At 59.2% G+C, this 18,722-nt stretch carries 13 protein-coding genes and 3 pseudogenes; 12 read left to right on the forward strand and 4 right to left on the reverse strand.

Translation table 11 applies throughout. The annotated features are described in order from the left end of the window. Position 1 precedes the first annotated feature (1 nt). The 3 genes and pseudogenes from CCGE531_RS29920 to CCGE531_RS29930 form a co-directional block, all read left to right on the forward strand. Positions 2–430 (forward strand): annotated as a pseudogene (locus CCGE531_RS29920) (HlyD family secretion protein); the annotation flags it as partial. A gap of 386 nt (positions 431–816) precedes the next feature. Beyond that, a pseudogene (locus tag CCGE531_RS29925) lies at positions 817–2,117 on the forward strand (M10 family metallopeptidase C-terminal domain-containing protein); the annotation flags it as partial. Between the two features lie 442 nt (positions 2,118–2,559). Then, on the forward strand, positions 2,560–2,961 hold the full coding sequence (locus CCGE531_RS29930; protein WP_004119921.1) for a twin-arginine translocation signal domain-containing protein: 402 nt from the start codon (positions 2,560–2,562) through the stop codon (positions 2,959–2,961). Between the two features lie 431 nt (positions 2,962–3,392). On the opposite strand, the gene CCGE531_RS29935 is transcribed toward CCGE531_RS29930, so the two are convergent. Then, complete coding sequence (locus CCGE531_RS29935) at positions 3,393–4,442, reverse strand: class I SAM-dependent methyltransferase (RefSeq protein WP_004119923.1); 1,050 nt, start codon at positions 4,440–4,442, stop codon at positions 3,393–3,395. A gap of 1,038 nt (positions 4,443–5,480) precedes the next feature. Here CCGE531_RS29935 and msuE point away from each other — a divergent pair. The 9 genes and pseudogenes from msuE to CCGE531_RS29990 all read left to right on the forward strand — a co-directional run bounded on the left by msuE (position 5,481) and on the right by CCGE531_RS29990 (position 14,683). Continuing rightward, positions 5,481–6,056 carry an FMN reductase gene (gene msuE / locus CCGE531_RS29940; RefSeq protein WP_028755187.1) on the forward strand — a complete coding sequence of 192 codons (576 nt, stop codon included), beginning with the start codon at positions 5,481–5,483 and terminating at the stop codon, positions 6,054–6,056. A 31-nt stretch (positions 6,057–6,087) separates the two neighbouring features. Beyond that, complete coding sequence (gene sfnG, locus CCGE531_RS29945) at positions 6,088–7,197, forward strand: dimethylsulfone monooxygenase SfnG (protein WP_004119927.1); 1,110 nt, start codon at positions 6,088–6,090, stop codon at positions 7,195–7,197. 122 nt (positions 7,198–7,319) lie between these two features. After that, positions 7,320–8,231: an ABC transporter ATP-binding protein gene (locus tag CCGE531_RS29950; protein WP_120670678.1), complete on the forward strand. Its 912-nt coding sequence runs from the start codon at positions 7,320–7,322 to the stop codon at positions 8,229–8,231. Further along, positions 8,231–9,127 (forward strand): branched-chain amino acid ABC transporter permease, encoded by an 897-nt coding sequence (locus CCGE531_RS29955; protein WP_120670680.1) that lies wholly within the window; start codon positions 8,231–8,233, stop codon positions 9,125–9,127. Before CCGE531_RS29950 ends, CCGE531_RS29955 begins: the two co-directional genes overlap by 1 nt. Before the next feature lies 1 nt (position 9,128). Continuing rightward, entirely contained in the window at positions 9,129–10,172 is a 1,044-nt protein-coding gene (locus CCGE531_RS29960) for a branched-chain amino acid ABC transporter permease (protein ID WP_120670682.1), read from the forward strand. Positions 10,173–10,268: 96 nt separating this feature from the next. After that, on the forward strand, positions 10,269–11,603 hold the full coding sequence (locus CCGE531_RS29965) for an ABC transporter substrate-binding protein (RefSeq protein WP_120670684.1): 1,335 nt from the start codon (positions 10,269–10,271) through the stop codon (positions 11,601–11,603). Between the two features lie 89 nt (positions 11,604–11,692). After that, positions 11,693–12,484 (forward strand): annotated as a pseudogene (locus CCGE531_RS29970) (ABC transporter ATP-binding protein); the annotation flags it as partial. 46 nt (positions 12,485–12,530) lie between these two features. Continuing rightward, positions 12,531–13,778 (forward strand): SfnB family sulfur acquisition oxidoreductase, encoded by a 1,248-nt coding sequence (locus CCGE531_RS29975; RefSeq protein ID WP_120670686.1) that lies wholly within the window; start codon positions 12,531–12,533, stop codon positions 13,776–13,778. A 689-nt stretch (positions 13,779–14,467) separates the two neighbouring features. Further along, positions 14,468–14,683, forward strand: coding sequence for a helix-turn-helix transcriptional regulator (locus CCGE531_RS29990; protein ID WP_245459607.1), 216 nt, complete (start codon positions 14,468–14,470; stop codon positions 14,681–14,683). A gap of 768 nt (positions 14,684–15,451) precedes the next feature. Here the strand turns inward: CCGE531_RS29990 and CCGE531_RS29995 are convergent. The 3 genes from CCGE531_RS29995 to CCGE531_RS30005 all read right to left on the reverse strand — a co-directional run bounded on the left by CCGE531_RS29995 (position 15,452) and on the right by CCGE531_RS30005 (position 18,657). Beyond that, on the reverse strand, positions 15,452–16,267 hold the full coding sequence (locus tag CCGE531_RS29995; protein WP_120670690.1) for a carbohydrate ABC transporter permease: 816 nt from the start codon (positions 16,265–16,267) through the stop codon (positions 15,452–15,454). Next, entirely contained in the window at positions 16,264–17,205 is a 942-nt protein-coding gene (locus CCGE531_RS30000; protein ID WP_120670692.1) for a sugar ABC transporter permease, read from the reverse strand. Before CCGE531_RS30000 ends, CCGE531_RS29995 begins: the two co-directional genes overlap by 4 nt. A gap of 111 nt (positions 17,206–17,316) precedes the next feature. Next, on the reverse strand, positions 17,317–18,657 hold the full coding sequence (locus CCGE531_RS30005) for a sugar ABC transporter substrate-binding protein (protein ID WP_120671001.1): 1,341 nt from the start codon (positions 18,655–18,657) through the stop codon (positions 17,317–17,319). Positions 18,658–18,722 lie beyond the last annotated feature (65 nt).

Genomic DNA, 18,722 nt, shown 5'->3' on the forward strand with positions numbered 1-18,722 from the left:
GCGGCTCTACCAGCTCGCAGTCCACACCATCAACGGCGTCGTCATGGCAGGCGAGACGCTGATGCTCGTCGTACCGGAGGCAGATGATCTGACCGTCGAAGCCCGGGTGGCCACCCGTGACATCGACCAGATCCACGTCGGGCAGTTGGTCGAGATCCGCTTCAGCGCCTTTAACCAGCGCACCACGCCCGACGTCGAGGCGGAGGTCGTGACGGTCGCTCCCGACCTCGTAACCGATGAGCGCACCGGGGCCACCTATTATCCGCTGCGCATCCACCCCAAACCGGAAAGCCTCGCCAAGCTCAAGGGCCTTTCGCTCTACCCCGGCATGCCCGCCGAGGTCTTCATCAAGATCGCCGACCGTACCGTCATCTCCTACCTGACAAAGCCGCTCACCGACCAGATGCAGCATGCGTTTCGGGAGGATTGAGCAGCGCGTGGCTGGAGCGGCGAGTAGGTATCGGCGAATGAGGTGGGCGCCTCGGGCGGGGCAGCGGTTTTTAAGAACGATGCGTTCCGGGGGAATGCTTCGTCGGCGTATGGGGGTTCGCAGCGCCTCACGTGCAGGCTGTGGCTCATATGTAATTGGGGTTAGGACAGGAGCAGTTCAAAATCCTGCGCTAAGGACGAATGGATCATGAACATCGGTTATTGGCCTCTGAGTAGCAACGGTACAGAAAACCTAAGCGATCGGGCGGTTTATGGTGAGGTCAATCCTTCTCTACTGTGCGTCCTCCAAACTGGTACCGGAAGTCTTGACCCCTGCAGAACGGTACAGCCGTAACTGCGCACAATCGAAGAGAGAGGAATCCCAAGATGCCGCATCCAAGCCAGACCGGAAAACCAAGCCAGACGAGCGACGACTGGTGGATTAACGACCAGACGCCCGACAACCCATATGGCAAGAGCGAGGATTATGAGTCCTTTATCGACCATCTTGGGTCATTGCCCAGTTGGCTGACGCCCGAGATCGCTGCGGGAACGGTGAGGATCAATCTCTACGAACTCAACAACCACCCGGAATACAAGGCCGCCGCGATCGGCGCCTTAGAGATGTGGGCGTCTGTCACACCCCTGAAATTCGAAATCATCGACGACGCGCCGTTCGACGGCACCACGGACCAGATTGAGGTTGTCAGCCCCGAACTTGGCGAGGAGGACGATGGCATGGCCTATTCGAACGGTCACCATGTCAGCATCGGCCAGGGTTTCGACGACAAGGAAGCCCACAAGACCGATGTCGGCGGCTATGTCTTCCAAGCCTTCATGCATGAATTCGGCCATCAATTCGGTCCGAATCATCCTGGAGACTACAATTACAGCGGTCCCGACGGCGCGAGCCGATCACCTATCGGAACGATGCGACCTGGATATATGATCGGTGGCAATACAGCGTCATGTCCTATTTCGATAGCAACGCTGTCGGCGAAACCAGCCTCTGGTTTGCGTCGACGCCGCTTATGGCCGACATCGAGGCCTTCATTCGCCGCCTTTTTTCAACCGTTGACGCGAATGGAGTGCGCACCTACCAGCACATCGACCTCAACACAGAGAACAATATCTACGGCTTCGGGAGCCCACAGCGTAGCTACCAGCTGACCTCCTCTGGCAAGCAGCATGACATCGGCTTCGCGATCCATGATACCGGCGGGACCGACACGATCGATTTCTCCGGCTCGACGGCGGGTACGATCCTCGACTTGCGCGCCGGACATTTCTCCAGCGTCAACGGTTGCAGCAACAATGTTTCGATCTTCGCTGGACACAACGCGGATGCGACCGACTATTACGTCGAGAACGGCATCGGCAGCAGCCATGACGATGTCCTGATCGGCAACGACGGCGCCAACGTCCTCGACGGCCGCGGCGGCGCCGACCGCATGGCTGGCAACGGCGGCGACGATATCTATTTCGTCGATTCCCCGGACGACGTCATTCACGAGAAGGCCAACGGCGGGAACGACACCGTCATCCTCCTGTCCAAGAACCTGAAAATTCCGCAAATCGCCAACGTCGAACACATCATCTACGCCGACGAATTGCCTGGCAACGATGGCAACATCCTCTGTGGCGGAGCTGGCGAGGACACGCTGACCGGCGGCGAGGGTCAGGATACATTCCGCTTCTCGCCTGAGCTTGGGAACGGTAATGTCGAGCGGATCAAGGACTTCAGGGTGATCAACGACATGATCCTGCTGGACAGTCTCGTCTTTGAGAGCGGCGGTGGAGACGGCGCTCTCGCCTTGGGCGCGTTCCACGGGAGCGCGGAGGGCATCGCTCATAACGCAGGCGACCGCATCATCTACAACACCGATAGCGGCGCCTTGTCATATGACGTCGACGGAGGCGGAGAGCTTGCGGCCATTCAGGTTGCGCAGCTGACCCCAAATCTGAGGCTTTCGGCAGCCGACTTCATTGTCATCTAACTCGATACCAGGAGGGGCGCTTGCAGGCGCCCCTTCCGATACTACATTTGCAGTGGTTTATCTTTTCGAGCCCTTAGCTGAGCGGCAATCTCGCTACCGCAGGGCCTTGCGAGGCAATCATGGAGAGTGTGCGATGAAGCACCGGACCGACCGCCGCACAGTATTACAGGCCGTTGGGGCTGCGGCTGTTGCGGCGGTCGCCGGACCAGTCGCTGCTCAATCGTCGGATATTCGCGGCACGGTCACGTTCGAGGGCGGCGCGGTGATACCGAAGGGTCGTCTTGAGATTTATCTCGAGGACCGTGCCATTCAAAATAATGCGCGACGTCGCGCCACGGAAACGCGCATCAGAAGCGACGGCGGGTCAAAGGCGATAGCCTTTTCCTTGTCCCTGCCCGCAAGCTCGGCTGCTTCGAGAACGCTGCAGATCGTCGCGCGCTTGGAGCGTGCGGATGGCCTGCTGGTGGCGCGCGGGAGCACCCAGCTCAAGGCGGCTTCGCCTGTCGACGTCACACTCAACATCGTGATGTATTAAGGGGGCAAGACCAATGACTGACGACAGAACTCGTCTCGAAAATCGATGTCGACAGGTGACCGCCTGACTCGCGCGTAGACACTGGCTAATAGCGGCAGGCTTTGCTCCACCAAACTGGCGCACCATCAAATCCCAGGTTGAGAGATCGATCTGCGGGTGAGGGCACCCAAGGGCTAGGGACTTTGGTTGTTCGGCCGCCTTTCAGAAGGGGCGTGTGAGCTGCTCATAGGTCCGCCGGTACAAGGCGTCGCCAAACAGCCGCAGGACAGCGTTCCGGATCGCACTCGAACCCGGCCTAAGTTTATCGCAAGCGCGCGATTTCTCCTGTACCCAGCAGACGCGACCAAATTTCAAGGGCGGCTACCCGCTTTCCGACGTCACGCGCAGAGCGCCTGCCCCATCTGGCCGGACCGATGCGTCACTCATTCTCGTCAGGTTGCTTCGAGCACCATGTTGAGGGGCGTCTGGGCTGCACGCCGGATATGAGTGAAGCCGCCTGAGCGGATCACCTCGGCCAATCGCCGCTCTCCAGCTTGCGCACCGAGCGCGAGCCCTGTCTCCTGGGCAAGCGAGGTCGGAACGCAGATCATCGTCGAGGCTGAGTAGTAGAGCCGTCCAACCGGATTGATATTCTCCTCCAGGGTATCTCCGGCCGTTGGTTCGACCACCATCCAGACCCCGCCTTTTTTTAACGCCTTTCGGATATGAGCCGCAGCGGCTTTCGGGTCGCCCATGTCGTGCAAACAGTCGAAGCAGGTGATCAAATCGAAATCTCCGCCGTCGAAATCCTGCGCCCGGCCAACCTCGAAGTGCAGGTTCGTCAACCCGTGTGCCTGGGCGTGCGCGATCGCAGCGGCAATCGAGCCTGCATGGAAGTCGTAGCCCACAAAGCGGGAATTGGGAAACGCCTGCGCCAGAAGGATCGTGGATAGCCCGTGCCCACATCCGACGTCCGCCACCTTCGCGCCCGTTTCCAATCTATCGATTACACCGTGGAGTGCCGGCAGCCAGTCCTGCACAAGGGAATTAATATAACCTGGGCGGAATAGTCGCGCGACGGCGCAGAACATGCAGCCAGCCTGATCTCCCCAGGCAACGCCTCGGCCGGTTTTGAAGGCGGACTGCACCTTCGGCTGGTTTTCGACCATCGCAGCAGCGATATCGAACGCGCCAACGAGATTGACCGCGCTGTCCGGCTCGGCAAACACGAAGGCCTGCTCCGGCGTCAGCGAGAACAATCCTCGCTCATGATGCACATAACCTGAGGCTGCCTGTGCCGCCAGCCACTCCCGCACATAACGAGGTGCGCATCCCGAGGCATCGGCAAGTTCGTCGGCCTTCACCGGCCCGACTGCCTTCAGCGTCCTGTATAGCCCGAGAGCATCTCCAATCCGTACCAGCGGCACGCTGAGCGCTCCGCCAAGGTCGTCAAGGACGCGGCTCACGAGTTCATTGAGCGTTGTTTCGTTGATTTCTGTCATGTGAAATTCCTCGTGATTTGTGGCGGCCTCATGCGCCGCTTGTGGTTCAAGGGGTCGGAAACAGATGAACTCGATGCCCTCGATTTCGGATGTATGCACCGCCTACGCTTTGCGTAGACGCTCATCTAGAACCTGCGCATCCCTCTAACTGCATGGCCTTCTCGCACGACAGTAACGCGTAGACGCTTGCGGTGCGCAAACTGGGCGGTTTAATCGCCATCCGTTTTCAGCGAATAATGCCGCCGATGGTACCTCCGTCGCGCTCTTGGGTTTAGCCCCCCGGCTTCTTCTGAGCACTACTCGTGCCAATCAGGTCGCCCCCGCAACCGTCCGAGATTGCGGATGTTTCATCGGGGGGGTGTAGGGTTGCGGACATGTCGTGTCGCAATCCGCCCCCGATCAGTGCCACGATGAAGAGGAAGTTTTGGGAGGGGCGACAACAAATGGGCGAAGACGGTATTAACGAACGCCCGGATCTCGATGCAAGCTGCGGGTCTGAAAGCCGAGGAACTGAGAATGGCCAACACTGATCTAATTCCGGCATCACTGCTCGCACGCAAGGCTGTCGTATGTCTGCGGCAGTCACAACCAGAGGTCATGTCTAACTTAGAATCATAAGCGGCCGAAGAATTCGTTTTTCTTTCCCAACCTGATTTCGCGATTCAAAGGTGCAGACGGACAGGCTGGTTGCGATTTCGCTCACTGGGGCGACCAGCCATAATCCCCATCGGCCTCCCCAACGCGTGCACTGGGTTGGACGCCGGGCGATCAACGGCCAATATAAAGTTTGTAAGGCGCTTAAGAAAATGACTGCCCTCAGAGCTCGTATGTCGATCAGTCCCCGCACTTCGGCGTCAGTTCTTCAGCACCCATCGTGCCATGCACGACAGATTGCGTTTGAGAAAATTCTTCCGATAAGCCATCGCTCAAAACAGTAATTCAATCCATTTTGCTCGGAAGATTAGAACATCTTCGCCTTTCTAAAAGCTACTAAATATATAGGGTAAATTATCTAATCAATCGGGACTCCTGGTCATCATGAACATCCTCGCGCTGAGTGGCAATGTCAAAAGACCGTCCCGCACGGCGTCCTTGGTGAAGGTCGCCGCCGATCGCCTGCGGCAGCGCGTTGGTGGCCACGTGCAGTGCATCGAGCTTGTCGATGCAGCACCGGTGCTCTTTCGGGCGCTCAGAGCTGATCAGCTCGATACCGAGGGCAGGGCGGTCATTGCCGCGGTGGAAGGAGCCGATATCATCATCGCCGGATCACCCGTTTATCGGGCGTCCTACAGCGGCGCGCTGAAGCATCTGTTTGACCTTGTCGATCATCGAGCGCTGACGGGCAAGCGCGTCGTCCTCGCCGCAACCGGCGGCACGCCGTTGCATGGCCTGATGCTTGAGCACCAATTGCGGCCGCTCTTCGGCTTCTTCAATGCGCTGACCGTCCCGACCTCGATCTATGCGCTTGAGGCCGACTTTACCGATCACGAGCTCAGGAATCCTGCCGTCCTCGAGCGCGTGGATCGAGCCGTCGAAGAGGTTTCTGAAATCACGCCGGCGCTCGACATCGGAGCGATCGCGGCCTCGGCAAAACACAGCGGATTGGCAGCTTAGCCATAGAACGAAATTCCAGAGGGAGCCTTACATGACTTTTTCCAATGCCTCAAACGATCCGGTCAAATTTGCCTATTGGGTGCCGAATGTCTCGGGAGGACTGGTGATTTCGAATATCGAACAGCGCACAAGCTGGACGATCGAATACAACAGAAAGCTTGCGCAGATCGCCGAAGCGAGCGGTTTCGACTATGCCCTAAGCCAGATCCGTTTCACGGCAGGCTATGGAGCGGAATTTCAGCATGAGTCCGTTTCGTTCAGTCAGGCCCTTCTTGAATCGACGACGACATTGAAGGTGATCGCAGCGATCCTGCCTGGTCCTTGGAATCCGGCCGTTGCCGCCAAGCAGATTGCCACCATCAATCACCTGACCAACGGGCGCGTCGCAGTCAATATTGTCAGCGGCTGGTTCCGCGGTGAATTTGCCGCCATTGGCGAGCACTGGCTTGATCATGACGAGCGCTATCGCCGCTCGGAGGAGTTCATCCGTGCGCTTCGCGGTATCTGGACCGAGGATAATTTCACCTTCCGCGGCGATTTCTATCGCTTCAACAATTATTCGCTGAAGCCGAAGCCGATCGATCCGCAGCCGGAAATCTTCCAGGGCGGCTCCTCACGCGCAGCTCGCGACATGGCGGCGCGTGTGTCGGACTGGTACTTCACCAACGGCAATACGCCGGCCGAGATCCGCAAGCAGGTTGACGACATCCAATCGAAGGCCAAGGAGAATGGCCATTCAGTGCGGATCGGGGTGAACGCCTTCGCAATCGTGCGCGAAACCGAGGAAGAAGCCAAGGCAGTGCTTGCCGAGATCATCGAGAAGGCCAATCCCGAGGCGGTCAATGCTTTCGGGCATGAAGTTAAGAACGCCGGCAAGGCGTCGCCGGAAGGCGAAGGAAACTGGGCGAAATCTTCTTTCGAAGACCTCGTTCAATATAATGATGGCTTCCGCTCGAACCTCATCGGCACGCCACGGCAGGTTGCCGAGCGGGTTGTGGCGCTGAAGCAGGCGGGTGCGGATCTGATTCTGCTGGGCTTCCTGCATTTCCAGGAGGAGGTCGAGTATTTCGGCAAGCATGTGATTCCGCTGGTTCGTGAGCTCGAAGAGGCCGCCAGCACGCAGCCAGTGGCGGCCGAATAGGCCTCGCTGCAGCAAAATACCTCGTAAAGTGAAACATGATGGGTGCGTGGGCCGATTGGTCCACGCCGACGGGATTGGCGTGCCATGTTCAAGCCGCGCCCGAGCCGAATGGAGGACACTGAATGCCTGCCGCGACCTATTCCCTTGACGTGCTGGATCCCGGTACGCTGCGGGACTCCGGCGACCAGATTGCCCGCGCGTTGCCACCGGGCAAGACCGGCGGCATCCCGCAGCATGACGAAGAGACCCATGCTCTCTCTTTGCATGGCATCAGCCTGTCATTCGGTGGCGTCGCTGCCTTGGTCAATGTAGACCTTTCTGTTGAGCCGGGGGAGATCCGGGCGATTATCGGTCCAAATGGCGCAGGCAAGAGTTCGCTGATCAACGTCATCAGCGGTGTCTATCGCTCGAACCATGGCCATGTTCGTATCGGCTCCAACACCTATCGTCATGTGCCGACGGAGCGATTGGCATCGCTTGGCGTTGCGCGCACGTTCCAGAACCTCGCCTTGTTCAAGGGCTTGAGTGTCACTGATAACGTCATCGCCGGTCGAGCCTATACCGTGCGCTCGACCTTTGCCGAACAGATCCTCGGGCTTGGCCGCGCGCGCCGCGAAGAGGCGGATGCACGCGAGCGGGCGGCCCGTATTCTCGAGTTCCTGCATCTGGGCCAGGTCAGTCATCGTCTCGTAGGCACGCTGCCCTACGGACTGCAAAAACGCGTCGAGCTCGCCCGCGCGCTGGTGGCGGAACCGAAGATCCTGCTTTTGGACGAGCCCATGGCGGGAATGACGGCGAGCGAAAAGAACGACATGGCCGACTTCATCCGGTCTGCCCGAGATCTGTATGACACGACGGTGATCCTCATCGAACACGACATCGGCGTGGTCATGCAGCTTTCCGACCGGATCGCAGTCCTCGACTACGGCCGCAAGATCGCCGAGGGCAGCCCGGACGAAATTCGTGCCGACGAGCGCGTCATCGACGCCTATCTCGGCGTCGTTGCGGAAAACGAGGATGAGGAGGGCATCTGATGGCAGATTTCGACTGTCCGTTTCTGATCGAAGTGCTGATTGGCGGCCTGCTGTCGGGCGTCATGTATTCGCTCGTCGCCATCGGTTTCGTGCTGATCTACAAGACGTCGGGCGTGCTCAATTTCGCTCAAGGGGCAATGTTGCTGTTTGCCGCGCTGACCTTTGTCAGCCTTCTTGAGCGCGGCGTTCCCTTTGCCTTGGCGCTCGTCGTTACATTCGCTGTCATGGTGCTGATCGGCATTGCCATCGAGCGTACCGTGCTGCGACCATTGACCAACAAACCGCCGATCACGCTTTTCATGGCGACGCTCGGGCTCTCCTATATCATCGAGGGGGCGGCTCAACTCATCTGGGGCACGCAGGTCCACGGTCTGGAGCTCGGGATCGAGGATGTTCCCTTCGACATTGGCGGCGTGTTCATCAGCCAGTTCGATCTATTTGCGGCGGCAGTCGCTGCCGCGATGGTGGCGGCGCTGTCCGCCTTCTTCCGCTACACCCGAATTGGGCTGGCATTCCGGGCTGTGGCGGACGATCAGTTCGCTGCGCTTGCCGTCGGACTGAAACTGCCCTGGATTTGGGCGACGGTCTGGGCGGCTGCCGGTGTCGTGGCACTGGTGGCTGGCCTGCTATGGGGCGCGCGGCTCGGCGTGCAGTTCTCTCTGTCGCTGGTGGTGCTGAAAGCGCTGCCCGTTCTCGTGCTTGGCGGCTTTGATTCCATTCTGGGTGCGATCGTCGGCGGTCTGCTGATCGGCGCGACAGAGAAGCTCGCGGAAGTCTACATCGGCGAATATTTCGGCGGCGGCATCGAAGGCTGGATTGCCTATGTCGTAGCACTCGCCTTCCTGCTCATCCGCCCCTCCGGCCTGTTTGGGCAAAAGCTCGTGGAAAGGGTCTGATATGGCCGTCGTTACCGCCGATCTTCATCCCACATGGCTCTTCAGCCGCTGGCTGACGCCGATTGCCATCCTTGCTGGCGCCTACCTCGTGGTTCTCTTTGTCGGTTCGACCTATTTGTTCGAGGCGATCCTTTTGCCGTTCCTGGCGCTCAGTCTTGCCGGCGTCGGGCTGAATCTGCTTACCGGCTATGCAGGCCAAGTCTCGCTCGGAAGCGCCGCCTTCATGGCCGTCGGTGCCTTTGCCGCTTACAATTTCAATCTGCGCGTCGATGGCCTGCCTTTGATCGTCAGCATCCTGCTGGCCGGCCTTCTGGCGGCGGTGATCGGCATCATTTTCGGCCTGCCTAGCCTCAGATTGAAGGGCTTTTATCTCGCGGTGTCGACGCTGGCTGCGCAGTTCTTCGTGCAGTGGGCTCTCACCAAGTTTAGCTGGTTTTCCAACGACTCTGCCTCTGGGGTCATCGATGCGCCGCCTCTGACGCTTGCGGGCGTCGAGTTTACGAGCCCGGCAGGTCGCTATCTCTTTTCACTTACGATCGTGGTGGTGCTGACCTTCCTGGCGCATCGGCTGACGACATCTCAAACCGGCCGCAACTTCATCGCCGTTCGGGATAATGAGACAGCGGCGCGCATCATCGGTGTGCCCGTGCTGGGAACCAAGTTGCTGGCCTTTGCTATCTCCTCTTTCATCATCGCCGTCGCAGGGGCGCTTTGGGCCTTTGCCTATCTGAGGACCGTCGAGCCGGCTGGCTTTAATCTCGACCGATCGTTCCAGATCCTTTTCATCATCATCATCGGCGGCCTTGCCTCGACGCGGGGCGCCTTTCTCGGCGCCGCTCTGATCGTCGTCTTCCCGCTCGTGCTATCCCGACTGGGCTCGTTCCTGCTCGGCGATGTCTTCGATTCCGGCGTGCTCGACATGAGCCAGCGCATCGTGCTCGGCGCCTTGATCATTCTGTTTCTTATCCTCGAACCGGACGGGCTTTCCTCGCTCTGGGGCAAGATCCGAAGGCGGTTGGGCTCTGCCATCGACAGGCCGGCCTGACCAAGCCGGGGCACAAGCTCCGAAAACACCAAACCCACTGCTCGTTCAACCCAGTTCCGGCCATCACACCGGACAATACCCGGAGTGTATCCAAATATGACCATGCTAGCGAAATTGAAGGCCGGCGTCATTGCGGCTGGACTAGCCGTCTCGGCCGCGATACCGGCCGCCCATGCCGATGAACAATATTTCCCGCTGCAGAGCTACCGCGTCGGGCCCTATGCGGCCGGCGGCACGGGTTTCTTCGGTGGTTTTATCGACTACCTGAACCTCATCAACACGCGGGATGGCGGCGTCAACGGCGTCAAGCTAACCTGGTCGGAGGCGGAAACGCAATACGAGGTTGAACGCGGCGTCGAGGCCTATGAGCGTCTCAAGAGCAATCCGAATATAGCCGCCTGGAACCCGCTTTCCGTCGGTATCGCTTATGCCATGATCGACCGCATCACGCAGGACAAGGTGCCGTTGATCACCATCAACCATGGTCGCACGGATTCCACTGATGGCCGCGTTTTCCCCTATGTCTTTCCGCTGCTGCTCAATCCCTATAGCGAGACCTCGGGCATCGTGAACTACATCGCCTCGAAGCTCGGCGGTCTCGACAAGCTGAAGGGCAAGAAGATCGTCGTGCTCTATCACGGCTCGCCCTATGGCAAGGAAACGATCCCGATCTATGAACTCTTGTCGCAGAAATATGGCTTCGAACTGCAGCAGATCGAAGTGCCGCATCCGGGCAACGAGCAACAGGCACAATGGCTGACGATCCGCCGCGCCAAGCCGGATTACGTCGTGCTGCGAGGCTGGGGTGTCATGAACCCGGTCGCCCTGAAAACCGCGGCCAAGACCGGCTTTCCTGCAGACCATATTATCGGCAATGTCTGGTCGAACTCGGAAGAGGACGTGATCCCGGCCGGTGATGCCGCGAAGGGATATACCGCCATCACCACCCAGGCTTCCGGCACGGAGTATCCGATCGTGCAGGAGATCGTCAAGACGCTCTACGACAACGGCAAGGGTAATCTCGAAGACAAAAAGCGTATCGGCTCCGTCTATCACAATCTCGGCATCGTCAACGGCATCCTGAATGTGGAAGCGATCCGTATTGCCCAGGAAAAGTTCGGACACCGAACCCTGACCGGCGACGAGGTTCGCTGGGGCTTCGAGCATCTGCAGCTTGATCCGGCTCGCGTCGAGGCGCTTGGCGCTAACGGCCTGTTCCATTCCATCAACGTCAGCTGGGACAATCACGAGGGCAATGGCTACGTGACCTTCCAGCAGTGGGACGGCAAGAAATGGAACGTCGTCTCCGATTGGATTGCGCCGGACTGGGCACTGCTCCGGCCGATCATTGAGAAATCGTCGGAAGCCTATGCCAAGGAAAAGGGCATCAAGTTGCGAACGTCTGAAGACGCACAGGCCGTGACGAACTGAGCCCCGTGGCTGGGCATCGGCAGCGCGGCCATGCTGCTGTTTGCCGGTGCCCGGCTCGCCTACGAAACCGCACTGAAATTGGGTGGACCATGGCAGGAAAAGACGTTCTGCTAAGCGTGGACGGAATCAAAGCGACCTATAATGGAGCAATCACGGCGCTTCACGGTGTAAGCTTCACACTGCGCCGCGGCGAGATTCTGGCGCTGCTGGGTGCTAACGGCGCCGGCAAGACGACGACGCTGAAGGCGATTTCGAATCTGCTTCCGGCCGAGCGCGGCGAGATTACCGCCGGTGGCGTCCTATACGAGGGCCGCGACATCACCACCGCAACGCCGGCCGAATTGGTCCGCGCCGGTCTCGTCCAGGTCCTTGAGGGCCGGCATTGCTTTCGTAACTTGACCATCGAGGAAAATCTCGTTTCCGGCGGCCTTGGACGGAGCGGCTCGCGCGCCGAGATCACCGCGGATCTGGAGAGAATCTACATGATTTTTCCCCGGCTGAAGGAGAAGCGCTGCGCGCCGGCCGGCCTTACTTCAGGCGGTGAACAGCAAATGACGGCGATCGGCCGTGCGCTGATGTCCCGTCCCAAGCTTTTGGTGCTCGACGAACCGTCCATGGGGCTGGCGCCGATCGTCGTGCAGGACATTTTTCGGACGCTGCGGCGGCTCAATGTTGAAAGCGGCCTTTCCATTCTCGTTGCCGAACAGAATTCGGCGATTGCTCTGCGCTATGCCGACCGCGCGACAGTCCTCGAAAACGGCGCTGCCGTGCTTTCGGGAGATGCGGCTGAGTTGCGCGGACGCGACGACGTCAAGGCATTTTATCTCGGTCAGAAATCCGCACCGGCATCCGCACCCGCCACAACAAGCCTCCAACCGGCCTCCAACCGGCCTGATCGGCCGCCATCGTCAACCAGGAGAAACCATCATGACGCTCTCACAGGTCAATACCGAAAATGCCGTCAAGGCCGTACCGGCGGTTCCTCGCCCGGCCGAGCCTGCCCATGTCATCAAGGACGATGCCGAGGCAATCGCTGTTGCCCGCGGGCTTGCCGCCGAATTCGTGAAGGAATCCGCCAAGCGCGACCGAGAACGCATTTGGCCCGTCGCCGAGCTGGATGCCTTCTCGCAAAGCGGCTTGTGGTCCATCAACGTGCCAAAAGCCTTCGGCGGGCCGGAGGTTTCATACGCAACGCTCGCAAAGGTCATCGAAATCATATCGGCAGCGGATTCCTCAATCGGCCAGATCGCCCAGAACCATCTGGGCGTCGTCGCTGCCATCCGGACCGTATCGGATCCCGCCCAGCAGAAGTTTCTGTTCACCGAAGTGCTGAAAGGTGCCCGCTTCGGCAACGCTTTTTCGGAATTCGGTTCCAAACGGGCGGTCGATTTCGAGACGCGCTTCACCGATGCCGGCGATCACGTCGTCGTCAACGGGCGCAAGTTCTACTCCTCTGGCGCACTGCTCGCGCATCTGGTACCGATCGTCGCGCTCGATGACGAGGGGCGAGCTTGGTATGCGATTGCCGAGCGGGATGCGCCTGGGCTCACCGTCATCGATGACTGGTCCTCGTTCGGGCAGCGAACGACGCTCTCCGGCACCGTGTTGCTCGACAACGTCAAGGTGCCCAAGACCCATCTTGTGCCCGGATACAAGGGCTATGAAGTGCCGACCGCAGATGGTGCGATCTTCCAGATCATCCAGGTTGCGGTCGACACCGGCATCGCACAGGCCGCAATCGACGAGACCGTCGCCTTCGTGCGCACCAAGAGCCGGGCATGGGTAGATAGCGGCCAGGATCATGCCTGGGAGGATCCTTATACGATCCAGGCGGTCGGCGACCTGACCTTGCGCCTGCATGCAGCGCAGGCACTTTTGGAAAAAGCCGGCTATGCAATCGACCGCGCCGTACTGAACCCCAATGCGGAGACGGTCGCCGAAGCGCAGATCGTGACGGCCGAGGCCAAGATCCTGTCGACCGAAATCGCCATTGCGGCGACCAACAAGCTGTTCGAACTCGCGGGCACTCGCTCAACACTCGCCGAGCACAACCTCGATCGCCATTGGCGCAATGCGCGCACCCATACGCTCCATGACCCTGTGCGCTGGAAATACGCCATTCTTGGACGATATTTCCTGAACGGCGAAAATCCCCCGCTGCATGCGTGGAGTTGACGATCCGCAAAATCTCTTGCGCCGTCACGGCGTGAGAGACTTCAAGCTTCGTGGCAAAGTGAGCCAAATGCGGCCTCTGCCAAACACATGTCGGAGGCGCTGACGAATAAGGCACTATCAAAAGCCGGAGCAGCCGATCGCGCGGATGGATTCGTCTTTGCGCCGCATTTACCTCCTGGCGGCTTTGCCGAATTCGTCGGAAAGGTCGTGCCGCTTTTGCAGGAGCGGGGCGTGTATCCGCACCGAACGCGGAGAAGAGACGGTCCATGCCAACCTCGGCTTGCCTAAACAGTTGGCGGCGGCTGCCCCGTCAGGCTTGGCGGCGGTAATATGAATGATGGCGGCCGCCGGCTGTTGCGAGATCGCCAGCGCTTTCGCTGCGACATCCGGCCCTTCGACACGAAAGGCTCTTCTTTTTGAGGGGGTACTTTGGTCAGGCGGCCGGTTCAACCGTCAGTCGCTCGTGAGTCGGTTCAGAGATTGCTCATCTCGCCATCGAAACCGATTTCAATTGTCACTTATCGGCCCCTCCACTGAGGTTTCACCGCATTTTGGCGCCACAGTGGACGGTCTGGCACAATTCTTGGCTCTCGCTTTGTGATCGATCACGGTGACAAGCGCATTGTCCCTTCCGAACCTCTTGCCGGCTCAAGACTCCACCTAGGAACCACACGATGCAAAACTCGGCCATGAACACGGAATATCCAGCCATCTCAAACCGTGAGAAAGCATGCCTCGCATGGACGGCGAAAGGTAAATCATCGTGGGCGATCGGGAAGACATTGAGCATATCGGAGCACACGGTAAATTTTCATCTTAGGAATGCCATGCGAAAGCTAAACTGCAGCAGCAGAATGGCTGCTGCATTGAAAGCTGTTGAGCTCGGAATCATTGGATGTCATTAGGAATCTGTAATTCGCATCGGGAAGTGCAGGACTAACCGGAATTTGAGTAGAGGTTCGATGAACGAGAAATATCTTCCCATCGGGCCAGCAGGTCAGATGCTCAGAACGCAGGCGGAACTCGCCTTAACCCCCCTCCGGCGGGGGGCGGATATATTAACTTCTGCCTTATCGAAGATCGACAAATGGGCAGGTCTCCCCGACCTATGAAACTATCTTGCGGCTAGCAAGTTGGCCTTGAGGTCAATATTGCTGAACTGGTTCGAAGCTAAATAAGAGATCTTGCGCAGGGGGACGGATCACTGTCACGGGAAGCGGTTCAGGTATGCGAAAAGAACACGCCGGTACGCATGGGAGATGCTCGCCTCGGATCTGGCGACGAAGCAGTTCACTCCCTTTGTCATAAGACTGGACAATAGGTCGGTCGAGGAGTTCATTGAACTCGAGGCACATTCCGGCGAAAAATTCCTGTACGTACTCTCCGGGCGATCCATACTGAACATTATTCGCCACTTCACCTCTCCCCCAGCCCACCCGTATTCGGTAAACAGCGGAGGTCGGTGGAACTCACGATATTGTCGCCAGCCTTTGCTCGCGTTCTGCACGGCTAAAGGCGCAGGCCGCCTGACCGAGGCGAGCCGCTGTGTGAGAACGTCGGTGGGGGCGGTGCGGAGGCGGGTATGGATGCGCCCCAGCTTCTCTAGCGATGGTGACGGCTCGGAGGAACAATCCGGCCCATTCCTCGGGATTCTCGTGCTTGCACCGTCTCCGTCATTTGAGGCCGCCATGGGCAAGACCTGCAACGAAATAACGCTGTAGGAAGAGTGCCACCAGATAGACTGGTGCGATGCCCGCGAGAGAAGCAGCCGCCATCTGTCCGAAATTGACCAGCCGATCCCCCTGGAAGAGCGAGATACCGACAGGAAGCGTGCGCGTCTCGTCGGAAAAGGTAAAGGCGGAGGCAAAGAGGAACTCGTTATAGGCGAGGACCGAGACAATGATCAGCGTCGCCACAATGCCGGGTACAATGATCGGTGCGACGATATGAACAAGGATCCGAAGAGGGCCGGCTCCGTCGAGTGCCGCCGCCTGTTCGATCTCCAGCGGCATGCGCCGGAGAAAAGGGGTGAGAAGCCAGAAGGCGACGGGGATATTGGCAAAGCCGTAGAGCATCACGAGGCCGGCATGGGTGTTGAGGAGCCCGGTTGCCTTGAGAAGATAGAACAGCGGAATGAGAGCCACGATCGGTGGCGCCATGTAGCTCGACAGAGTGAGATCACCGAGCCACTTGCCACCGATGCCGAGTCGCAGCACGGCGTACGCGGCGGGGAGGGTTAGCAGCAATGTCAAGGCGCCGGCGAGCAGCGATACGGCAACGGAGTTGGCTATGAATCCTGAAAGACAGGCAGCCTCGAAGGCGGCCGGCCAATTGTCGAGCGTCGGGCTTGTCGGCAGGAAGTGGCCGCTCAGCACGTCGTCCGTGGTCTTGAAGGAAACCGACACGAGATAGGCGATCGGCAGGGTGAAGAAGACGAACACCGGTGCAGTCGCGGCAACGAGCAGGATGTCGGAGCGGTTGATCTTCATGCGTCTTTCCTCTCGAGATGCTGGTGAATGCGGATGACCGGCCACAACACCGCGCCAATCACCAGACTGTAGATCAGGGTCTCGGCGGCGGCGCGGCCGACATCGAACTGTTCCAATGCGCGGCGATAGATGGAGAAGCCGGTCGTCGTAGTGGCAAAGCCCGGACCGCCGAACGTCAGGACATAGACGAGGTCGAAGACCTTGAAGGAGAGAATGAGCTTCAGGAGATAAATTGAGGAGAGCGGCGCCGCCACGAGCGGAAGCGTGATGTGCCAGAAGCGTTGCAGAGGTGATGCTCCATCAATGATCGATGCCTCGTGGACGCCTTCGGGAATGGTCGAAAGGGCGGCGAAGCTAAGAATGACGACGAAGGGCGTCCATTGCCAGACATCGGCAACTGCGATCGCGAACCAGGCAAAGACAGGATCGCCCAGGAAGCTTACGGGCGCGTCGACAATGCCAAGGTTCAGGAGCACCCCGTTCAGGAGCCCACCGGCCGGCGCGAGGATCAACTTCCATGCGACTCCCACCATCACCGGCGGCGTCATGAGCGGCAGCAGGATTAGGCTTACCAGGAACCGTCCGGCCTTCAGGAGCTGGCTGAAGAGCAAGGCGATCAAAAAGCCGATAACCAGCTGGATGCTCGCCGTGATGAAAGCATAGGCGATGCTCTTGGTCAGAGAGGTCACAAACAGCGGATCCTGGAGGATGTCCCGCACATGCCGCAATCCGACAAAACTGCGGAAGGGTTTCCCGAGCGTACTTTTGCTGAGCGCAAGGGCCACCAGGAAGAGTGTGGGATAGACCAGGGTCGAGGCGAGCCCGAGCAAGATCGGCGAGATCCATAGCCAACCGATGACGCGGTGTGCCGAAATGCCGTGATCTGCCGTCGTTGAGGCGGCTCGTCTTCGAGCGGGGAGGAATTCGATCGCAGTCATGTCATCGCGCCTGTGGTCTTTGTCGTTCTTCTCTGGAAAGGCGTGCCCCCTCGGCCGCGAGCCACGCCTTTGGGACTGGTATGCGACGTCCGCAGGCGGGCCGGGCAATGATCAGCCATTGGCTTCGATGATGTTCGTCCAGGACTTATGGGCATCGGCGATAGCCTGTTCGGCATTTTTGGTGCCGGCAAGGGCGAGGGAGAGTTCATCGGTTAGCGCGTTTTCCAGCTTAGGGGCATAGACGGCCGTGGGCCAGGCGAGGCTGTTTTCAAGTGCACCGTCTGCCAGCAGCGGCTGGACGAGCGGCTGGAAGGCCTTGAACTTTTCGGAGTTAAGGCCGGAGTGACGGTCGGGATCGATCCCGGAGCCGGTCAGCGTGAGCAGTTGTTCGTGGTAGCCCTTGCTGGTCGCGAGCTTGATCAGGTCCCAGGCGACGTCCTTGTTCTTCGACCCGCTGGTGATTGCGAAGCCGAAACCGGCGTTGAAGGCGAGACGCGGTGTCTTGTTGGCGCCACCGACTGGAATGCGGGTGACGCCCCACTTGTCGACGATCTTCGAGCCCTTGGGATCCTGGGCGTAGCCGCCGAGGTCAGTCCAAAAGTCGATCTGGGCGGCCTTACCGCTGAGGAAGGCGGGTAGACCTTCCTCGAAGCGCGTCTCGAGCGGCGTCGGCAATGCATGCGGTGCGGATGCAAGGAGCGACTTCAGCGCTTCCACGGCTTCGGCGCTGTCGAGGGCCGAGGTGCCGTCTGCTTTCAGGAAGTTGCCGCCAAAGCCGGTGAGGCGGTTGGCATAGGTCGACAGGATGATCACCGGGATCTTCGCGCCCAGGACTGCAGCACCGTAGATACCGTTCTTTGATTCCGCGTCGGTGATGATCTTGGCGTTTTCATTGTATTCGTCCCAGGTCGTTGGTGGCTTGAGGCCATGACGATCGAACAGTTCCTTGTTGTAGAACAGAAGTTGGCTGTCGCCGTCATAAGGCAGGCCATAGCGACGGCCTTCATGCAGCGTGTACTGGTCATAGATCGTCTGGATGAAGTCGTCGGGTTGGATTTCGGCCTTATCTCGCTCGATCAAGTCGGTCACGTCCTCGATCACGCCGTCCTCGGCGAGTTGGCCCTTGTACGTATAAAAATAGTCGATGACGTCGAATTCTCCGGCTCCGGACTGAAAGTCGAGGGTCGCCTTGACGCTGACCTGGTCGTAGGGAACCGCGGTCACGTTGACCTTCGCACCCGTCAGCTTCTCGAAATCCTCGGCGATCTTCTTGCCCGTGACGACATGCGGCTGAATGATCAGGAGATTGAGGGAGCGGCCGGCGAACCGATTGTCCGCGGCCAGGGCGGACGAGAAGGCGCCCGATGAGAGAAGAGGGAGCGCTCCTGATGCCAGCAGGGTCTTCAAGACCGTGCGGCGTCGATATGCTTGGTCGATGATGGGATTGGCCATGAATTGATCCTCGGTTGCGACGGTGCCGGCCGCAGGAATGACCACGGAGCGGTATTCCGTGTGGC

This window comes from Rhizobium sp. CCGE531 (genome assembly GCF_003627795.1).
In the GTDB taxonomy this organism is placed as follows: Bacteria; Pseudomonadota; Alphaproteobacteria; order Rhizobiales; family Rhizobiaceae; genus Rhizobium.